At 70.0% G+C, this 15,649-nt stretch carries 12 protein-coding genes; 11 read left to right on the top strand and 1 reads right to left on the bottom strand.

All coding sequences use genetic code 11. From position 1 onward, the window contains the following. Window positions 1–59: 59 nt before the first annotated feature. Entirely contained in the window at window positions 60–785 is a 726-nt protein-coding gene (gene lexA, locus ACIQF6_RS32250) for a transcriptional repressor LexA (protein WP_198520699.1), read from the bottom strand. A gap of 440 nt (window positions 786–1,225) precedes the next feature. On the opposite strand from lexA, the gene nrdR reads away from it, so the two are divergent. The 11 genes from nrdR (at window position 1,226) to ACIQF6_RS32305 (ending at window position 15,571) form a co-directional block, all read left to right on the top strand. Continuing rightward, window positions 1,226–1,696 (top strand): transcriptional regulator NrdR, encoded by a 471-nt coding sequence (gene nrdR / locus ACIQF6_RS32255; RefSeq protein ID WP_400901424.1) that lies wholly within the window; start codon window positions 1,226–1,228, stop codon window positions 1,694–1,696. A 154-nt stretch (window positions 1,697–1,850) separates the two neighbouring features. After that, the gene (locus tag ACIQF6_RS32260; protein WP_400901426.1) at window positions 1,851–4,730 is read left to right on the top strand and encodes a vitamin B12-dependent ribonucleotide reductase; all 2,880 of its coding nucleotides are present in this window, start codon (window positions 1,851–1,853) and stop codon (window positions 4,728–4,730) included. A 193-nt stretch (window positions 4,731–4,923) separates the two neighbouring features. Next, complete coding sequence (locus ACIQF6_RS32265; RefSeq protein ID WP_400901428.1) at window positions 4,924–6,042, top strand: hypothetical protein; 1,119 nt, start codon at window positions 4,924–4,926, stop codon at window positions 6,040–6,042. A gap of 113 nt (window positions 6,043–6,155) precedes the next feature. Further along, window positions 6,156–6,896, top strand: coding sequence for a hypothetical protein (locus ACIQF6_RS32270; protein WP_400901430.1), 741 nt, complete (start codon window positions 6,156–6,158; stop codon window positions 6,894–6,896). 93 nt (window positions 6,897–6,989) lie between these two features. After that, entirely contained in the window at window positions 6,990–7,742 is a 753-nt protein-coding gene (locus tag ACIQF6_RS32275; RefSeq protein WP_400901432.1) for an SDR family oxidoreductase, read from the top strand. A gap of 81 nt (window positions 7,743–7,823) precedes the next feature. Continuing rightward, window positions 7,824–8,054, top strand: a complete 231-nt coding sequence (locus tag ACIQF6_RS32280; RefSeq protein WP_400901434.1) for an RNA polymerase subunit sigma-70 — start codon at window positions 7,824–7,826, stop codon at window positions 8,052–8,054. A gap of 1 nt (window position 8,055) precedes the next feature. After that, window positions 8,056–8,622, top strand: a complete 567-nt coding sequence (locus tag ACIQF6_RS32285; RefSeq protein WP_400901436.1) for a Clp protease N-terminal domain-containing protein — start codon at window positions 8,056–8,058, stop codon at window positions 8,620–8,622. 183 nt (window positions 8,623–8,805) lie between these two features. Beyond that, window positions 8,806–10,176 carry an ABC transporter substrate-binding protein gene (locus tag ACIQF6_RS32290; protein ID WP_400901438.1) on the top strand — a complete coding sequence of 457 codons (1,371 nt, stop codon included), beginning with the start codon at window positions 8,806–8,808 and terminating at the stop codon, window positions 10,174–10,176. Window positions 10,177–10,272: 96 nt separating this feature from the next. Next, window positions 10,273–11,298, top strand: a complete 1,026-nt coding sequence (locus ACIQF6_RS32295; RefSeq protein ID WP_400901440.1) for a carbohydrate ABC transporter permease — start codon at window positions 10,273–10,275, stop codon at window positions 11,296–11,298. After that, complete coding sequence (locus ACIQF6_RS32300) at window positions 11,295–12,251, top strand: carbohydrate ABC transporter permease (RefSeq protein WP_400901442.1); 957 nt, start codon at window positions 11,295–11,297, stop codon at window positions 12,249–12,251. The genes ACIQF6_RS32295 and ACIQF6_RS32300 overlap by 4 nt, the downstream gene beginning before the upstream one ends. Before the next feature lie 206 nt (window positions 12,252–12,457). After that, window positions 12,458–15,571: an Ig-like domain-containing protein gene (locus tag ACIQF6_RS32305; protein WP_400901444.1), complete on the top strand. Its 3,114-nt coding sequence runs from the start codon at window positions 12,458–12,460 to the stop codon at window positions 15,569–15,571. The last annotated feature ends 78 nt before the right edge of the window (window positions 15,572–15,649 follow it).

The following is a 15,649-nucleotide window of genomic DNA, read 5'->3' on the forward strand; positions in this document are numbered from 1 at the left end:
TGGGTGCCTTCCGCTTCGCGCAGTTCCCCGCGTCCCTGACGGGGCTCGTCCTACTGCGTCTAGAGCCGGCGCAGGACCGCCACGACCTTGCCGAGAATGGTGGCGTTGTCGCCGGGAATCGGCTCGTACGCCACGTTGTGCGGCATCAGCCAGATCTTCCCGTCCTCGCGCTTGAGCCGCTTCACCGTCGCCTCGCCGTCGATCATCGCCGCGACGATGTCCCCGTTCTCGGCGACCGGCTGCCGGCGGACCGTCACCCAGTCTCCGTCGCAGATCGCCGCGTCGATCATCGAGTCGCCCTTGACCGTCAGCGCGAACAGCTCGCCCTCGCCGACCAGTTGACGGGGCAGCGGGAAGACGTCCTCGACGGTCTGTTCGGCGAGGATCGGGCCGCCGGCGGCGATCCGGCCGACCAGCGGCACGTAGGAGGTGGACGGCCGGCCGGAGGTCTCGGCGGCGGCGGGGCGGGCGACCTCGACGCCGCGGACCTCGTAGGCGCGCGGGCGGTGCGGGTCGCGGCGCAGGAAGCCCTTGCGTTCCAGAGCCATCAGCTGGTGGGCGACCGAGGAGGTGGAGGACAGGCCGACGGCCTGGCCGATCTCGCGCATGGACGGCGGGTAGCCCCGGCGCTGGACGGAATCGCGGATGACCTCGATGACGCGGCGCTGGCGCTCCGTCAGACCGGCCTCGTCGGTGCGGATGCCGGGCGGGCGGCCGGGGAGGGCGCGGACGACGGGGGTGGGCACACCGAGCGGGGACTCCTCGATCGGCTGACTACGGCTCATGGTCTGATCCATGCTCTCCTGGTCAGTGGTGCGCGCGGAACGCTCCTGCACCGGGATGGCGGTCTTGGCTTCGACGGTGTGCATGACGCTGGCGGCGCTGGGGGTGGACATCGCGGGCGACCCTCTCGACTGGTGCTCCAACTGTCCGGCTCAACTGGCGCCTCTATCGAAAGGTTGCGCCAAACACACGTTCGAGTGAATTTATTCGAGGTTGCCTGACTTGATCAAGCCTCCGGGTGTAAGTCGATTGCATGTTCGACTCGAACAGTCTATGGGGTCGCGGCGCGCGGTGTCCCCGGCTCTCACCCGGTTGCCCGGCGTGGCGCAGTGTCCGCCACTAGATCTAGTGGCTAGTGTCCTCGATCGGGCACAGGTCTTGTGTTTCGAGTCGGGTAGAGTGGTCCGAGTCGTTCGCCGTCGGGTCAGGGAGGGAGTTCCAGGTGCACTGCCCCTTCTGCCGGCATCCGGACAGCCGAGTCGTGGACAGTCGGGCCAGTGACGACGGTTGCTCGATCCGCCGTCGCCGGCAGTGCCCGGACTGCAGTCGCCGGTTCACCACCGTCGAGACCGCCACCCTGATGGTGATCAAGCGCAGCGGCGTCACCGAGCCCTTCTCCCGCGAGAAGGTGATCTCCGGCGTCCGCAAGGCCTGCCAGGGCCGCCCGGTCACCGAGGACGCGCTCGCCCAGCTCGGGCAGCGGGTCGAGGAGTGCGTGCGGGCCAGCGGCAGCGCGGAGCTCTCCACGCACGACGTGGGCCTGGCGATACTCGGCCCGCTGAAGGAACTGGACGTCGTGGCGTACCTGAGGTTCGCCTCCGTCTACCGGGCGTTCGACAACCTCGAGGACTTCGAGGCCGCGATCGCGGAGCTGCGCTCCGAACGGCCCGCGGCCCCGGTGCCCGTGCCGTAACGGCCGGGCCCCTCACCGCTTTTTTCATTCAAGTCACCGCAGTACCCGTGTGCCGTGGTCGGGCTTCCGCCTGCCCGCACACCAGGAGAACGAACCAGTCGTGCCCGGACTTTTCAGGGCACTTCGGGCGTTTGCCCAGGAGGAGGAGCAAGGCATGACAGACACCACGAGCGGTTCCGCGCGCGGGTCGAAGTCGGAGAAGGCCGCGAAGGGCGCCAAGGCCCCCAAGGCCGGTCTGCGGCTGGAGCGGATCTACACCACCCCTGGGGTCCACCCGTACGACGCGGTCACCTGGGAGCGCCGCGACGTCGTGATGACCAACTGGCGCGACGGGTCCATCAACTTCGAGCAGCGCGGCGTCGAGTTCCCCGACTTCTGGTCGGTGAACGCCGTGAACATCGTCACCAGCAAGTACTTCCGCGGCGCGATCGGCACCCCGCAGCGCGAGTGGAGCCTGAAGCAGATCATCGACCGGGTGGTGCTCACCTACCGCGCCGCCGGCGAGAAGCACGGCTACTTCGCCTCCCCGGACGACGCCGAGATCTTCGAGCACGAGCTGACGCACGCCCTCCTCCACCAGGTGTTCAGCTTCAACTCGCCGGTCTGGTTCAACGTCGGCACCCAGCAGCCGCAGCAGGTCTCCGCCTGCTTCATCCTGTCCGTCGACGACTCCATGGAGTCGATCCTCGACTGGTACAAGGAAGAGGGCATGATCTTCAAGGGCGGCTCGGGCGCAGGCCTGAACCTCTCCCGGATCCGCTCCTCCAAGGAACTGCTCTCCTCCGGCGGCAACGCCTCCGGCCCGGTCTCCTTCATGCGCGGCGCCGACGCCTCGGCCGGCACCATCAAGTCCGGCGGCGCGACCCGCCGGGCCGCCAAGATGGTCGTGCTGGACGTCGACCACCCGGACGTCGAGGCCTTCATCGAGACCAAGGTGAAGGAGGAGGAGAAGATCCGCGCGCTGCGCGACGCCGGGTTCGACATGGACCTCGGCGGCGACGACATCGCCTCCGTCCAGTACCAGAACGCCAACAACTCGGTCCGCGTCAACGACGAGTTCATGACCGCGGTCGAGAACGGCACCGGCTTCGGACTGCGCGGCCGGATGACCGGCGAGGTCATCGAGACCGTCGACGCCAAGGGCCTGTTCCGCAAGATGGCCGAGGCCGCGTGGGCCTGCGCCGACCCGGGCATCCAGTACGACTCGGTGATCAACCACTGGCACACCTGCCCCGAGTCGGGCCGGATCAACGCCTCCAACCCGTGTTCCGAGTACATGCACCTGGACAACTCCAGCTGCAACCTGGCCTCGCTGAACCTGATGAAGTTCCTCCGCGACGACGACAGCTTCGACGCGGTGACCTTCGCCAAGGTCGTCGAGCTGGTCATCACCGCGATGGACATCTCCATCTGCTTCGCCGACTTCCCGACCGAGAAGATCGGCGAGACCACCCGCGCCTACCGCCAGCTCGGCATCGGCTACGCCAACCTCGGCGCGCTGCTGATGGCCACCGGCCACGCCTACGACTCCGAGGGCGGCCGCGCGCTGGCCGGCGCCATCACCTCGCTGATGACCGGCACCGCCTACCGCCGCTCCGCCGAACTCGCCGGCGTGGTCGGCCCGTACGACGGCTACGCCCGCAACGCGGCCCCGCACCAGCGGGTGATGAAGCAGCACGCGGACGCCTCCGCCGCGGTCGCCCCGCTGGACGACCTGGACGCGCCGGTGTGGACCGTCGCCAACGACGCCTGGGCCGACGTGGTCCGGCTCGGCGCGCAGAACGGCTTCCGCAACGCGCAGGCCTCGGTGCTCGCCCCGACCGGCACCATCGGCCTGATGATGGACTGCGACACCACCGGCGTCGAGCCCGACCTGGCCCTGGTCAAGTTCAAGAAGCTGGTCGGCGGCGGCTCGATGCAGATCGTCAACGGCACCGTCCCGCGCGCCCTGAAGCGCCTCGGCTACCAGGACGAGCAGATCGAGGCGATCGTCGCGCACATCGCCGAGAACGGGAACGTCATCGACGCGCCCGGCCTGAAGGCCGCCCACTACGAGGTGTTCGACTGCGCCATGGGCGAGCGGTCGATCTCCCCGATGGGCCACGTGCGGATGATGGCCGCGATCCAGCCGTGGATCTCCGGCGCGATCTCCAAGACCGTCAACATGCCGGAGAACGCCACCGTCGAGGACGTCGAGGAGATCTACTTCCAGGCCTGGAAGCTCGGCGTCAAGGCGCTCGCCATCTACCGCGACAACTGCAAGGTCGGCCAGCCGCTCTCGGCCAAGACCAAGACCCCGGCGGCGACTTCGGCCCCCACCCCGGCCGCGGCCCCCGCGGTCGAGAAGGTCGTCGAGTACCGCCCGACCCGCAAGCGCCTGCCCAAGGGCCGCCCCGGCATCACCACGTCCTTCACGGTCGGCGGCGCCGAGGGCTACATGACCGCCAACTCCTACCCGGACGACGGCCTCGGCGAGGTCTTCCTGAAGATGTCCAAGCAGGGCTCGACCCTCGCGGGCATGATGGACGCCTTCTCCATCGCCGTCTCGGTCGGCCTGCAGTACGGCGTCCCGCTGGAGACGTACGTCGCGAAGTTCACCAACATGCGCTTCGAGCCGGCCGGCCTGACCGACGACCCGGACGTGCGGATGGCGCAGTCCATCGTGGACTACATCTTCCGCCGCCTGGCGCTGGACTTCCTGCCGTTCGAGACCCGCTCCGCGCTCGGCATCCACTCCGTCGAGGAGCGCACCCGGCACCTGGAGACCGGCTCCTACGAGCCGACCGAGGAGGAGCTCGACGTCGAGTCGCTCGCCCAGTCCGCGCCGCTCGCCGCCGAGAAGCCGCACGTCGCCCTCCCGGTCGTCGAGCAGCCCAAGCCGGCGCCCGCCGCGCACAACTCCACGGAGCTCGCCGAGATCCGCCTCGGCCTGAACGCCGACGCGCCGCTCTGCTTCTCCTGCGGCACCAAGATGCGCCGCGCCGGCAGCTGCTACCTCTGCGAGGGCTGCGGCTCCACCAGCGGCTGCAGCTGATTGTCGGGCAAACCAGGGACGTAGCGACTGGTCAGGGCGGTGGAGCCGAATCCGGCTCCACCGCCCTCGGTCCTGGTCACGCCGGCCGATTGGGTCCGATGCGACGGGATCGCTGCGAAACAGGCTTGTGCGGAGGGTGCTGCGCTGCCAGGCTCGTGGGCGTGATCAAGAGAATCGAGTCCTCCGTCCGCCGATGAGCGGGACGACCGGGACGGGACTGCCCGGATCACCGACCACACTGTTCGACCACGCGCTCCGCCTGCATCGGCTGGCTCCGGGGGCGCCGCTTCCGCGCGACGGGGGACCGTATCCCGACGACGCGTCGCACCGCGGGCGACAAGGCCCGAACCCACCTGAGGACCGGCACTCGCTCGGCAAGGACGCGGCGCTCATCCTCCACGCGCATTTCGCGCGGACCTCCGCCCTTCCCGGCGAACTGGCCGACGCCTTCCACGCCGTCCACATCCCGATTCACCACAGCGAGCACATCGCCGCCGCAGCTGAGCAGGCGGACCGGGACCGCGTTCGCCGAACGGGCCGCTGGCTGGTCCGACACGGGACCGACCGATGCGCGGTCACCGTTGGGCTCGCCCTGCTCGCTTCCGTGGGAACAGCCGAAGACATCCCCCTGATCCAGACGATCGGGCTGCTGTCCAACCACTTCGGTGCACTGGCGGCGCAAGCCCTTGAGCGGCAGCCGGGAGAGGTCGAGGCCCTGCTCTGGCTTGCCGAGCGGGTCACCGGCTGGGGACGTGTCTACGTCGTCGAAGCCCTCTGCAGGCTCGACAGCCCGATTGCCCGACCATGGCTGCTTCGCAGAGCCTGCGACGGCGACTTCCTCAACGGCTGCTTCGCCGCCAAGGTCGCCACAGTCGCCGGACTCCACGAGGCGCTCGCAGACCTGGACGGTGACAGCGAGATGGTCGACCACACCGGTCTGCTGCTGCAGTCGATGAGCGACTGCGGGGGGATGGGCCTGACCCTCGCCCACTACCCTCACTCGGCAGCGGTCTTCGAAGCTCATGCTCGGCATGTGGGTTCGCTCAGCCCGACCGTCAGGCGCTACTACGGCGTCGCGTGGCTCACCCACTTCCTCACCACGAGACCTCCCCTGGCTGCGGGGTGCACCGCGGAGCAGCAGGAAGCGCTCCAGGCGACCTACCTCTCGGTGCTCGACCGGGAGGAGTGGACCCGGACCGCCCGCGCCGGTCTTGCGGCGGGCGACAGGCGGATGCGGTGGATCGCCGACCATCGGTCACCACAGTTGAGGCTCCGGGCGTTCCCCGATCGCCTGCCGGACGCCGAGGAATAGCGCAGGTCGGGAACACGTGATCTCCACCAGCACCCGCTGTCACGCAGTGACGCGCAGGGCGTCGACCGTTTATTCGGTCGGCGCCCTGCGCCGTGTGCGGCCACAATGCCGGGATGGACGAGGCGACGAACAACCGGCTGGAACTGCGCATCGAGGACGCGTCGGAGGGCCGGCACCAGCTCCGGCTGTTGGCCGACGGGCGCGACCTGCTGGCCACCGGTTTCGCCGACGGGCACCTCGGCCCGGACCCGCGCTCCCTGCTCGGTCCGTACAGCCCGCTGCTGCCCGGCCTCGAGCCCCGGGAGGTCCGGCTCCACCTGGCCGGGTGCGGCGAGATCTGCTGCGGCGCCCTGTACGTGACGGTGCGTCAGGAGGGCGGCGCCGTGGTCTGGGACGGCTGGCGCAACCCCGACATCAAGGACCTCGACCTCCCGGCGTACCGGTTCGACGCCGCGCAGTACCTGGCGGAGCTCGACCGGGCCGGCGTCGGGGTCGAGGACTGGCCCGCGCGCGGCGTCGGACGCCTGGTGCAGGCCGAACTCGTCCGCCGGCCGGAGCTGTTGGCCGCCTGGGAGTGCGAGTTCGACGCCCTGTGGACCTGGCCTTCGGGCCCCGACCGGATCGACCTGACCTTCGTCTGGCGCCCGGACGGACACCAGCCGGACCACCTCGGCGACTTTCCCTACCTGCAGTTCGAGGTCGAGCTGACCGTCCCGGCCGGCGACCCGGTCGCCCTGGCCGCCGACCTCGTCGACCGCCTCACCTCGGCGGACCCGCGGGACCGGGCGCGGGTCTGCGGCGGCAGCCCGGCCTACGCGGAGCTGCTCGGCCACCCGTGGCCGGAAGACCTGTGACCCCGGGGTGACCCCGTTCCCCCGGGTGCGCGGGCCGGGCTGCCGGAGGCCGGCGGCGCGGGCAGGGTGGGGGAGTGGAGATGGGGTGACGCGATGCGGCAGATCGTGGTGACGGGCGGGACGGGGACGCTGGGGCGGGTCGTGGTCCGTCGGCTGCTGGCGCGGGGGTGCCCGGTGCGGGTGGTGAGCCGGCAGGCGCACACGCCCGGCGAGCACGGGTGGGCGGTCGCGGACCTGGTGGCCGGGCGCGGGGTGGAGGCGGCGGTGGCGGGGGCCGGCACGGTGGTGCACTGCGCGACCACCAGCGGGAAGCGGGACGTGGACGCCACCCGGCGGCTGGTCGCGGCGGCCCGGGCGGCCGGCGTCCCGCACCTGCTGTACGTGTCGATCGTCGGGATCGACGAGGTGCCGCTCGGCTACTACCGGGCGAAGGCGGAGTGCGAGCGGCTGATCGCCGAGTCCGGTCTCGGCTGGACGGTGCTGCGGGCCACCCAGTTCCACGACCTGGTGCTGCGGGTGCTGGACGGGCTGTCGAAGGCGCCGGTGCTGCTGCTGCCGCGCGGCGTGGCGTTCCAGCCGGTGGACGTGCGGGACGTCGCCGAGCGGCTGGCGGACCTGGCGGAGGGCGGGCCGGCCGGGCGGGTGGCGGACTTCGGCGGGCCGCAGGTGCGTCCGGTGGAGGCGCTGGCGGCGGAGTTCCTGCGGGCCAGGGGCCGGCGGCGGCCGGTGCTGCGGGTGCCGGTGCCGGGCGCGGCGATGAAGGCGATGCGGGCCGGGGGGAACCTGACGCCGGGGCACGCGGACGGCCGGATCACCTTCGCGGAGTTTCTGGCGGAGCGGCGCTGACCCCGGGCCCCGCCCGTCCGCTGCCCGAATTTCTGTCAACCAGGGTTGACGCACCCGCTGCCGTCAACCTATGTTGACAGCATGAGCGAGACGAGACAGCTCGCGGCCGACGCGAGCAGCGGCGACCCGGCGATCGGCCTGCGCGCCGTCCGGGCACTGCGCGACCTGGCCGACCGGCTGGAGGACCTCCAGGTCGGCAACGCCCGCAGCAAGGGCTGGTCCTGGCACGAGATCGCGGTCTGCCTGGGCGTCACCAGGCAGGCGGTGCACAAGAAGCACGCCCGACGGGCGACGGAACGGGGAGGGGACTGAGATGTTCGAACGGTTCGCGGAGGAGGCCCGCCGCGCGGTGACGCTGGCCGAGGACGAGGCGCGGCGCCTGCACCACCAGCACCTGGGCACCGAGCATCTGCTGCTCGGTCTGCTCGCCCGGCCGCAGGACCCGACCGCCCGCCTGCTCGCCCGGTTCGGCCTCGACCTGGACGCGGGCAGGAGTGCCGTCGCCGGCCTGATCGGCGGCCCGGACCCGGAGCGGGACGGGGCGGCGCTGGCGGCGATCGGCATCGACCTGGAGGCGGTGCGCGAGGCCGTCGAGTCGACCTTCGGCCCGGGGTCCCTGGACGCCCCGCCGCCGGGGCGGCGCTCGCGGTGGGGCGGGCCGCGCTTCACCGAACGGGCCAAGCGGACGCTGGCGCTGTCGCTGCGTGCCGCGGCCGATTCGCGGGTGCGCCGGATCGAGACCGGCCACCTGCTGCTCGGGCTGCTGCGGGAGGGCGGCGGCGCGGCGGTCCGGGTGCTGCGCGAGCGGGGTGTGGACCTGGCGGACCTGGAGCGGGACGCCGAGGCGATGCTGGCGGACGGCCGGGCGGCGGCCTCGTAACACGGCGCGGTCACAACTGGGGAGCCACCAGATGAAGGTCGAACGCACTCCTTGGCGTGGCATGGCCGGTGGGTTAACGTCTTTGAGCCAGCGATCAGCTGGGTACACCCATATCTCCGGTACAGCGCAGTGTTGAGTTCGTCTTACGGCTGGCATGCCCATGCCCTGGCAAGGAGGACCGCATTGACCACCCCCGTGACCACTGGACGCCGGCGGCTACTGGCTGTCCCGGCCGTTCTGGCACTGGCGCTGACAGCCGCCTGCTCCAACAGTTCCTCGTCCGGCGGCGGGGGCGGCGGGTCGGCCGCCGCGCTCACCGGTGACTGCGCCAAGTACCAGGCGTACGCGGGTCATTCGGGTACCAAGGTGTCGATGTACGCGTCGATCCTGGCGCCCGAGTCGGACTCGCTGGAGAAGTCCTGGGCGGACTTCAGCTCGTGCACCGGAATCAAGATCGTCTACGAGGGCTCCAACGACTTCGAGTCGCAGCTGCCGGTCCGGGTGGCCGGCGGCAATGCTCCCGACCTGGCGATCATTCCGCAGCCCGGACTGCTCGCCCAGATGGTGAAGAGCGGCAAGGTGGTCAAGCCCCCGCAGCAGACCGTCGACAACGAGAGCAAGTGGTCGCCGATCTGGAAGACCTACGGGTCGGTCAACGGCACCTTCTACGCGGCGCCGATGAGCGCCAACATGAAGTCCCTGGTCTGGTACTCGCCGAAGGCGTTCAAGGCCGCCGGATACGACGTCCCGAAGACCTGGACCGACCTGATGGCGCTCAGCGACAAGATCGCCAAGGCCGGGTCGACGAAGCCGTGGTGCGGCGGCATCGGCTCCGGCACCGCCACCGGCTGGCCGGCCACCGACTGGCTGGAGGAGGTCGTCCTCGGCACCTACGGCGGCGACGTCTACGACCAGTGGGTCGGCCACCAGGTGAAGTTCTCCGACGAGAAGATCACCACCGCGATGAAGACCGTCGCCGACTGGATGCAGAACCCGGCCTGGGTCAACGGCGGCTTCGGCGACGTCAAGTCGATCGCCACCACCACCTTCCAGGACGCGGGCACCCCGATCCTCAGCAACAAGTGCGCGATGCTCCAGCAGGCGTCCTTCTACAGCGCGCAGTGGCCCAAGGGCACCAGCATCGGCCCCGACGGCGACGTCTTCGCCTTCCACCTGCCCGCGGTGAACCCGCAGGTCAACAGCCCGGTCGAGGGCGGCGGCGAGTTCGCCGCCGCGTTCTCGGACCGGCCCGAGGTGCAGGCCGTGCAGAACTACCTGTCCAGCTCCGAGTGGGCCGGCAGCCGGGTCAAGGTCTCGTCCGGCTGGGTGTCCGCCAACCAGGGCGTCGACAAGAGCCTGTACACCGACCCGATCGACAAGCTGTCCGCCGAGTTCCTCACCGACCCGACGGCCACCTTCCGCTTCGACGCCTCCGACCTGATGCCGGCCGCCGTCGGCGCCGGCGCCGAATGGAAGGCGCTCACCGCCTGGTTCGCCGAGGGCCAGTCGATCCAGAAGACGGCCGCCGACATCGACGCCGCCTGGCCGCAGTAGGACGAAGTCCCGGGACGGCGCGGGCGGGAGCCACCGCCCGCGCTGCCCCCTCCCCATGCCCTGAAGATCACGAGGTCTTGAGGAAGGACCCTGCGCATGCCCACCGACACCCGGCTCGCCGGGCCGGCGCTCCACCTCGCGGACTCGCTCTGGCAGGACGCGGCACTCAAGTTCGGCAACACCGCCGGCGCGGTGCTGGGCTTCGTCGGCGTCCTGCTGGCCGTCTTCTTCGCGGCCGGCCGCGCCACCGGGCGCTTCTCCCGGCCGCTGGCGATCGTGCTGATGCTCGGCCCGGCGATCGTGCTGCTGCTCACCGGCCTGGTGGTGCCGCTGCTGCGCACCGTCGTGCTGAGCTTCCTGGACGCCGACAGCGCGAAGTTCGTCGGCGGTAAGAACTACGGCTGGGCGCTGACCAGTTCGCCCATCCACGGGGTGCTGCTGAACACCCTGCTGTGGCTGGTGATCGCCCCGCTCGCGGCCACCGGCCTCGGCCTCGCGCTGGCCCTGATGGTCGACCGGATGCGCGGCCAGGCGGTCTACAAGTCACTGATCTTCATGCCGATGGCGGTCTCGCTGGTGGCCGCCTCGATCGTCTTCAAGCTGGTGTACGAGTCGCGCGGCGCGGGCCAGAACCAGGTCGGCCTGCTCAGCCAACTCGCCGTCGCGCTCGGCTGGAACGACCCGCCGAACTGGATCCTGTCCCAGCCGCTGAACAACTTCCTGCTGATGGCCGTCCTGGTCTGGGTGCAGACCGGCTTCGCCATGGTGGTGCTGTCCGCCGCGATCAAGGCCATCCCGGACGAGATCACCGAGGCCGCCCGGCTCGACGGCGCCACCGGGGTGCGGCTGTTCCGGCACGTCACCGTGCCGATGATCCGCACCACGCTGGTGGTGGTGCTCACCACCATCATGATCATCACGCTGAAGGCCTTCGACATCGTCCGCACCATGACCGGCGGCAACTTCGGCACCCAGGTGCTCGCCAACGAGATGTACTCGCAGAGCTTCGAGCAGTACAACTACGGCCGCGGCAGCGCCCTCGCGGTGATCCTCTTTCTCGCGGTGGCCCCCCTGGTGGTCTACAACATCGCCCTGCTGCGCAAGGAGCGTGCGACCAGATGAGCGCCCAGCCCACCCTGGCCCCCACCAAGGCCGCGAAGCCCGAACTGCCGCCCGCGAAGGCCGTCCGACGGTCCTTCAGCAGCCCGCTGGCGAGCATCCTGGTGGTCGCCGTCACCGCGCTGTGGACCGTACCGACCGTCGGCCTGCTGGTCACCTCGCTGCGCCCCAAGGGCGACGTCGCGTCCACCGGCTGGTGGGAGGCGTTCGTCCACCCCGACTTCGGGTTGGAGAACTACCGGTCGGTGCTGTTCGACAACTCCTTCGGCACCTCCGGCGGCCTGATGCCGTACCTGGTCAACTCGGTGGCGATCAGTGTCCCCGCCACCGTCTTCCCGCTGGTGCTGGCCGCGATGGCGGCGTACGCGCTGGCCTGGGTGCGGTTCAAGGGCAGCGACGCGCTGTTCTTCGTGATCTTCGCGCTGCAGATCGTGCCGCTGCAGATGTCGCTGATCCCGCTGCTGCGGCTGTTCTCCGGCGGCGCCCACCTCGGCTCGCTGACGGTGATCCCGGCGCTCAACCTGAAGGACACCTACCTGCCGGTGTGGCTGACCCACACGATGTTCGCGCTGCCGCTGGCGATCTTCCTGCTGCACAACTTCATCGCCCAGCTGCCGCGCGACCTGATGGAGGCCGCCGTGGTGGACGGGGCCTCGCACTTCAAGATCTTCCGCTCGATCGTGCTGCCGCTGAGCGCGCCCGCGCTGGCCTCGTTCGCCATCTTCCAGTTCCTGTGGGTGTGGAACGACCTGCTGGTGGCGCTCACCTTCGCCGGCGGCAATCCGACGGTCGCGCCGATGACCTCCCGGCTGGCCCAGCTGTCCGGCTCCAACGGCAGCCGCTGGGAGCTGCTCTCGGCGGGCGCCTTCCTGTCGATGGTGGTGCCGCTGGCGGTGTTCTTCGCGCTCCAGCGCTACTTCGTCCGCGGCCTGCTGGCCGGGTCGGTGAAGGGCTGAGCCGATCATTCATTCATATGTTGAACACAGTGGCACGTGTTGAAGGTGTGCAGACATACCGGTCGGATGCGGAGCGTTTGCGTTCGAGTTGGCCGGAAGTCGTGGCTGTGATGTGAGGGTTCTGCGGACGCGCCAGGGTCGGAGCCGGTAGGACGGAGGGCGGCACTTCTGCCGTTCATCCGGTCATCCGACCTTGGGGGGTTGGCGTGAGGTTCAAAAAACGGCTCGCCGGGCTGCTCGTGGCCCTGCTCGCATCCACCGGACTGATGGCGGGGCCCGCGGCACACGCGGACACCACCGCCGTCCTCGGCAACAACACCGTTGGCACCGCCACCGACTCCGGCGACTCCAACTACATCAACACCTCGCGCTTCGTGACCGGCTCCAGCGGCGGAACGGTCAACAGCGTCAGCGTGTACGTGGGCGCCGTCGGCGCCACGCCGAACGACCAGTACCAGGTCGCGGTGTACGGCGACGTCGCCGGCAAGCCCGGCCCGCTGCTCGGCTCCTCCGCCGCCGGCACGCTCACCGCGCACACCTGGAACACCCTGCCGGTCGCCGCGACCCTCGCGCCCAACACGCCGTACTGGCTGGCGTACAACTCCAACGGCGTCTCCGCCGCGGTGAACAACCTCAACTACTCCAGCGGCGGCCAGAGCGGCTACTCCACCGGCGGCCAGGCCTTCGGCACCTGGCCCAGCAGTTTCGGCGCCGTCTCCACCGGCAGCCTCAACTACTCCATCTACGCCACCTACACCCCGTCCGGAGGCGGCAGCACCACGCCCGGCAGCGGCCCCGGCAACGAAGGCCCGATCCTGCTGGTCACCGACCCGGCCAACCCGTACACCTCGTACTACGGCGAGATCCTCAAGGCCGAGGGCCTGAACTACTACAAGACCGCCGATCTCGGCACCGTCACCTCCGCCACGCTCGCCTCGTACGACGTGGTGCTGCTGGCGGAGAACCAGCTGACGGCCGCTCAGTCCACCATGTTCACCACCTGGGTGAACGGCGGCGGACGGCTGGTCGCGATGCGGCCCGACAAGCAACTCGCCGGGCTGCTCGGCCTCACGGCCACCACCGACACGCTGGCCGACTCCTACCTGAAGATCGACACCACCGCCGCACCCGGCCTCGGACTGACCTCCGACACCATGGGCTACCACGGCACCGCCGACAAGTACACGCTGAACGGCGCGACCGCCGTCGCCACCCTGTACAGCGACGTCGCCGTGGCCACCACCAACCCGGCCGTCACGCTGCGCACCGTCGGCACCGGCCAGGCCGCCGCGTTCACCTTCGACCTCGCCAAGTCCGTGGTGCAGACCCGCCAGGGCAACATCGCCTGGGGCGGCCAGCAGCGCGACAACGTGGACGGCATCGAGGCCAGCGAGATGTTCTTCGGCGTCGGCGGACAGCAGAACTGGAACAACCTCGACAAGGCGCAGATCCCGATCGCCGACGAGCAGCAGCGCCTGCTGGGCAACCTGATCACCACCATGGACGCCGCCAAGAAGCCGCTGCCGAAGTTCTGGTACTTCCCCCGCGACGTCAAGGCCGTCGTGGTGATGACCGGCGACGACCACGGCATCGGCGGCACCTCCGGACGCTTCGACGGCTACATCGCGCAGAGCCCGGTCGGCTGCAACGTCGCCAACTGGGAGTGCGTGCGCGCCTCGTCCTACGTCTACGCCAGCGGGCCGATGACCGACGCCCAGGCCAAGGCCTACTCCGACCAGGGCTTCGAGATCGGCACCCACGTCACCACCAACTGCACCCCGTGGGGCGCCCCCGCCGACCTGGCGAACATCTACACCACCCAGATCGCCGCCTGGAAGGCCAAGTTCCCGTCGCTGCCCAACCCGGACAGCACCCGCACCCACTGCGTCGAGTGGGACGACTGGGCGACCCAGGCCAAGACCAAGCTCGCCAACGGCATCCGGCTGGACACCGATTACTACTACTACCCGGCGAGCTTTGTGCAGGACCGGCCCGGCTACTTCAACGGCACCGGCCTGCCGATGAAGTACGCGGACAGCAACGGCGCCACCATCAACGAGTACCAGGCCACCACCGAACTCACCGACGAGTCCGGGCAGTCGATGCCGGGCACCGTCAACACGCTGCTGGACAACGCCTACAACTCCAAGGGCTACTACACCGTCCTGACCGCCAACATCCACACCGACTACGCCGCCTCCACCGCGTCCGACCAGGTCATCGCGTCGGCCAAGGCGCACGGCACGCCCGTGGTCTCCGGCCGCCAGCTGCTGAACTGGCTGGACTTCCGCAGCGGCTCCGCGTTCTCCGGGATGGCGTGGAACGCGAACACGCTGAGCTTCAGCATCACCGGCGGCGCGAACGGCCTGCGGGCCATGGTCCCGGTCAACTCGGCGGGCGGCACCCTCACCGGCATCAAGCAGGGCACCACGGCCGTCAACTACCGGATCGAGACCATCCACGGCATCACGTACGCCTTCTTCGACGGCAACGTGGGCTCCTACACCGCGACCTACGGCGCCGACACCGTCCCGCCGACCGTCACCGGCTCCGTCCCGGCCAACGGCGCGACCGGCGTCTCCGCCACCGCCCCGGTGAAGGCCTCCTTCAGCGAGCCGGTCCAGGCCGCGACCGTCACCGCCGCCAACGTCACCCTGAAGACCACCACCGGCGGCACCGCGGTGGCCGGCGCCGTCGCGCTGGACTCCGCGACCAACACCGTCACCTTCACCCCGAACGCCGCGCTCGCGCTCAACACCGGCTACACGCTGAGCATCGCCAACGTGAAGGACCTGGCGGGCAACACCCAGACAGCGGCCTACACCGCGGCCTTCACCACCGCCGGCGCCCCGCCGCAGACCATCGGCAACAACGCCGTCGGCACCCTGCTCGACGACACCAACTCCAACCACCTCAACGGCTCGAAGATCACCACCGGGGCCACGCCGATCGCGCTCACCTCGCTGAACGTGCACATCGGCCAGACCAGCGCCGCACCCAACAACCAGTTCCAGATCGCCGTCTACAGCGACAACGGCGGCTCGCCGGATGCCCTGCTCGCCAGCAGCTCGGTCGGCACGCTGAGCGCCAACGCCTGGAACAGCGCCACCATCACCTACACCCTGGCCGCCAACACGACCTACTGGCTGGTCTACAACTCCAACGGCACCAGCTCCACCGTCAACAACATGCACTACAGCTCCGGCCCCGCCGGGTCCGGCGTCTACAGCAGCGCGAGCGTCCCGTTCGGGACCTTCCCGGCCGCCTTCGGCACCGCCGTGAAGGACAACCTCGTGTACTCGCTGTACGGCACCTACTGATCGACCGCTGCTCCTGCCTGCCGGGGCGGCTTGTGTCACAGCTCTGTGACCAAGCCGTCCCGGCGGCTTTTTGAACCT

This window comes from Kitasatospora sp. NPDC092948, assembly GCF_044754805.1.
Classification (GTDB): domain Bacteria; phylum Actinomycetota; class Actinomycetes; order Streptomycetales; family Streptomycetaceae; genus Kitasatospora.

What these genes read in the sequence shown, in the direction of transcription:
- lexA (WP_198520699.1), bottom strand. Translation starts at nt 785, where the DNA reads ATGAGCCGTAGTCAGCCGATCGAGGAGTCCCCGCTCGGTGTGCCCACC.
- ACIQF6_RS32260 (WP_400901426.1), top strand. Translation starts at nt 1,851, where the DNA reads ATGACAGACACCACGAGCGGTTCCGCGCGCGGGTCGAAGTCGGAGAAG.
- ACIQF6_RS32265 (WP_400901428.1), top strand. Translation starts at nt 4,924, where the DNA reads ATGAGCGGGACGACCGGGACGGGACTGCCCGGATCACCGACCACACTG.
- ACIQF6_RS32270 (WP_400901430.1), top strand. Translation starts at nt 6,156, where the DNA reads ATGGACGAGGCGACGAACAACCGGCTGGAACTGCGCATCGAGGACGCG.
- ACIQF6_RS32275 (WP_400901432.1), top strand. Translation starts at nt 6,990, where the DNA reads ATGCGGCAGATCGTGGTGACGGGCGGGACGGGGACGCTGGGGCGGGTC.
- ACIQF6_RS32280 (WP_400901434.1), top strand. Translation starts at nt 7,824, where the DNA reads ATGAGCGAGACGAGACAGCTCGCGGCCGACGCGAGCAGCGGCGACCCG.
- ACIQF6_RS32285 (WP_400901436.1), top strand. Translation starts at nt 8,056, where the DNA reads ATGTTCGAACGGTTCGCGGAGGAGGCCCGCCGCGCGGTGACGCTGGCC.
- ACIQF6_RS32295 (WP_400901440.1), top strand. Translation starts at nt 10,273, where the DNA reads ATGCCCACCGACACCCGGCTCGCCGGGCCGGCGCTCCACCTCGCGGAC.
- ACIQF6_RS32300 (WP_400901442.1), top strand. Translation starts at nt 11,295, where the DNA reads ATGAGCGCCCAGCCCACCCTGGCCCCCACCAAGGCCGCGAAGCCCGAA.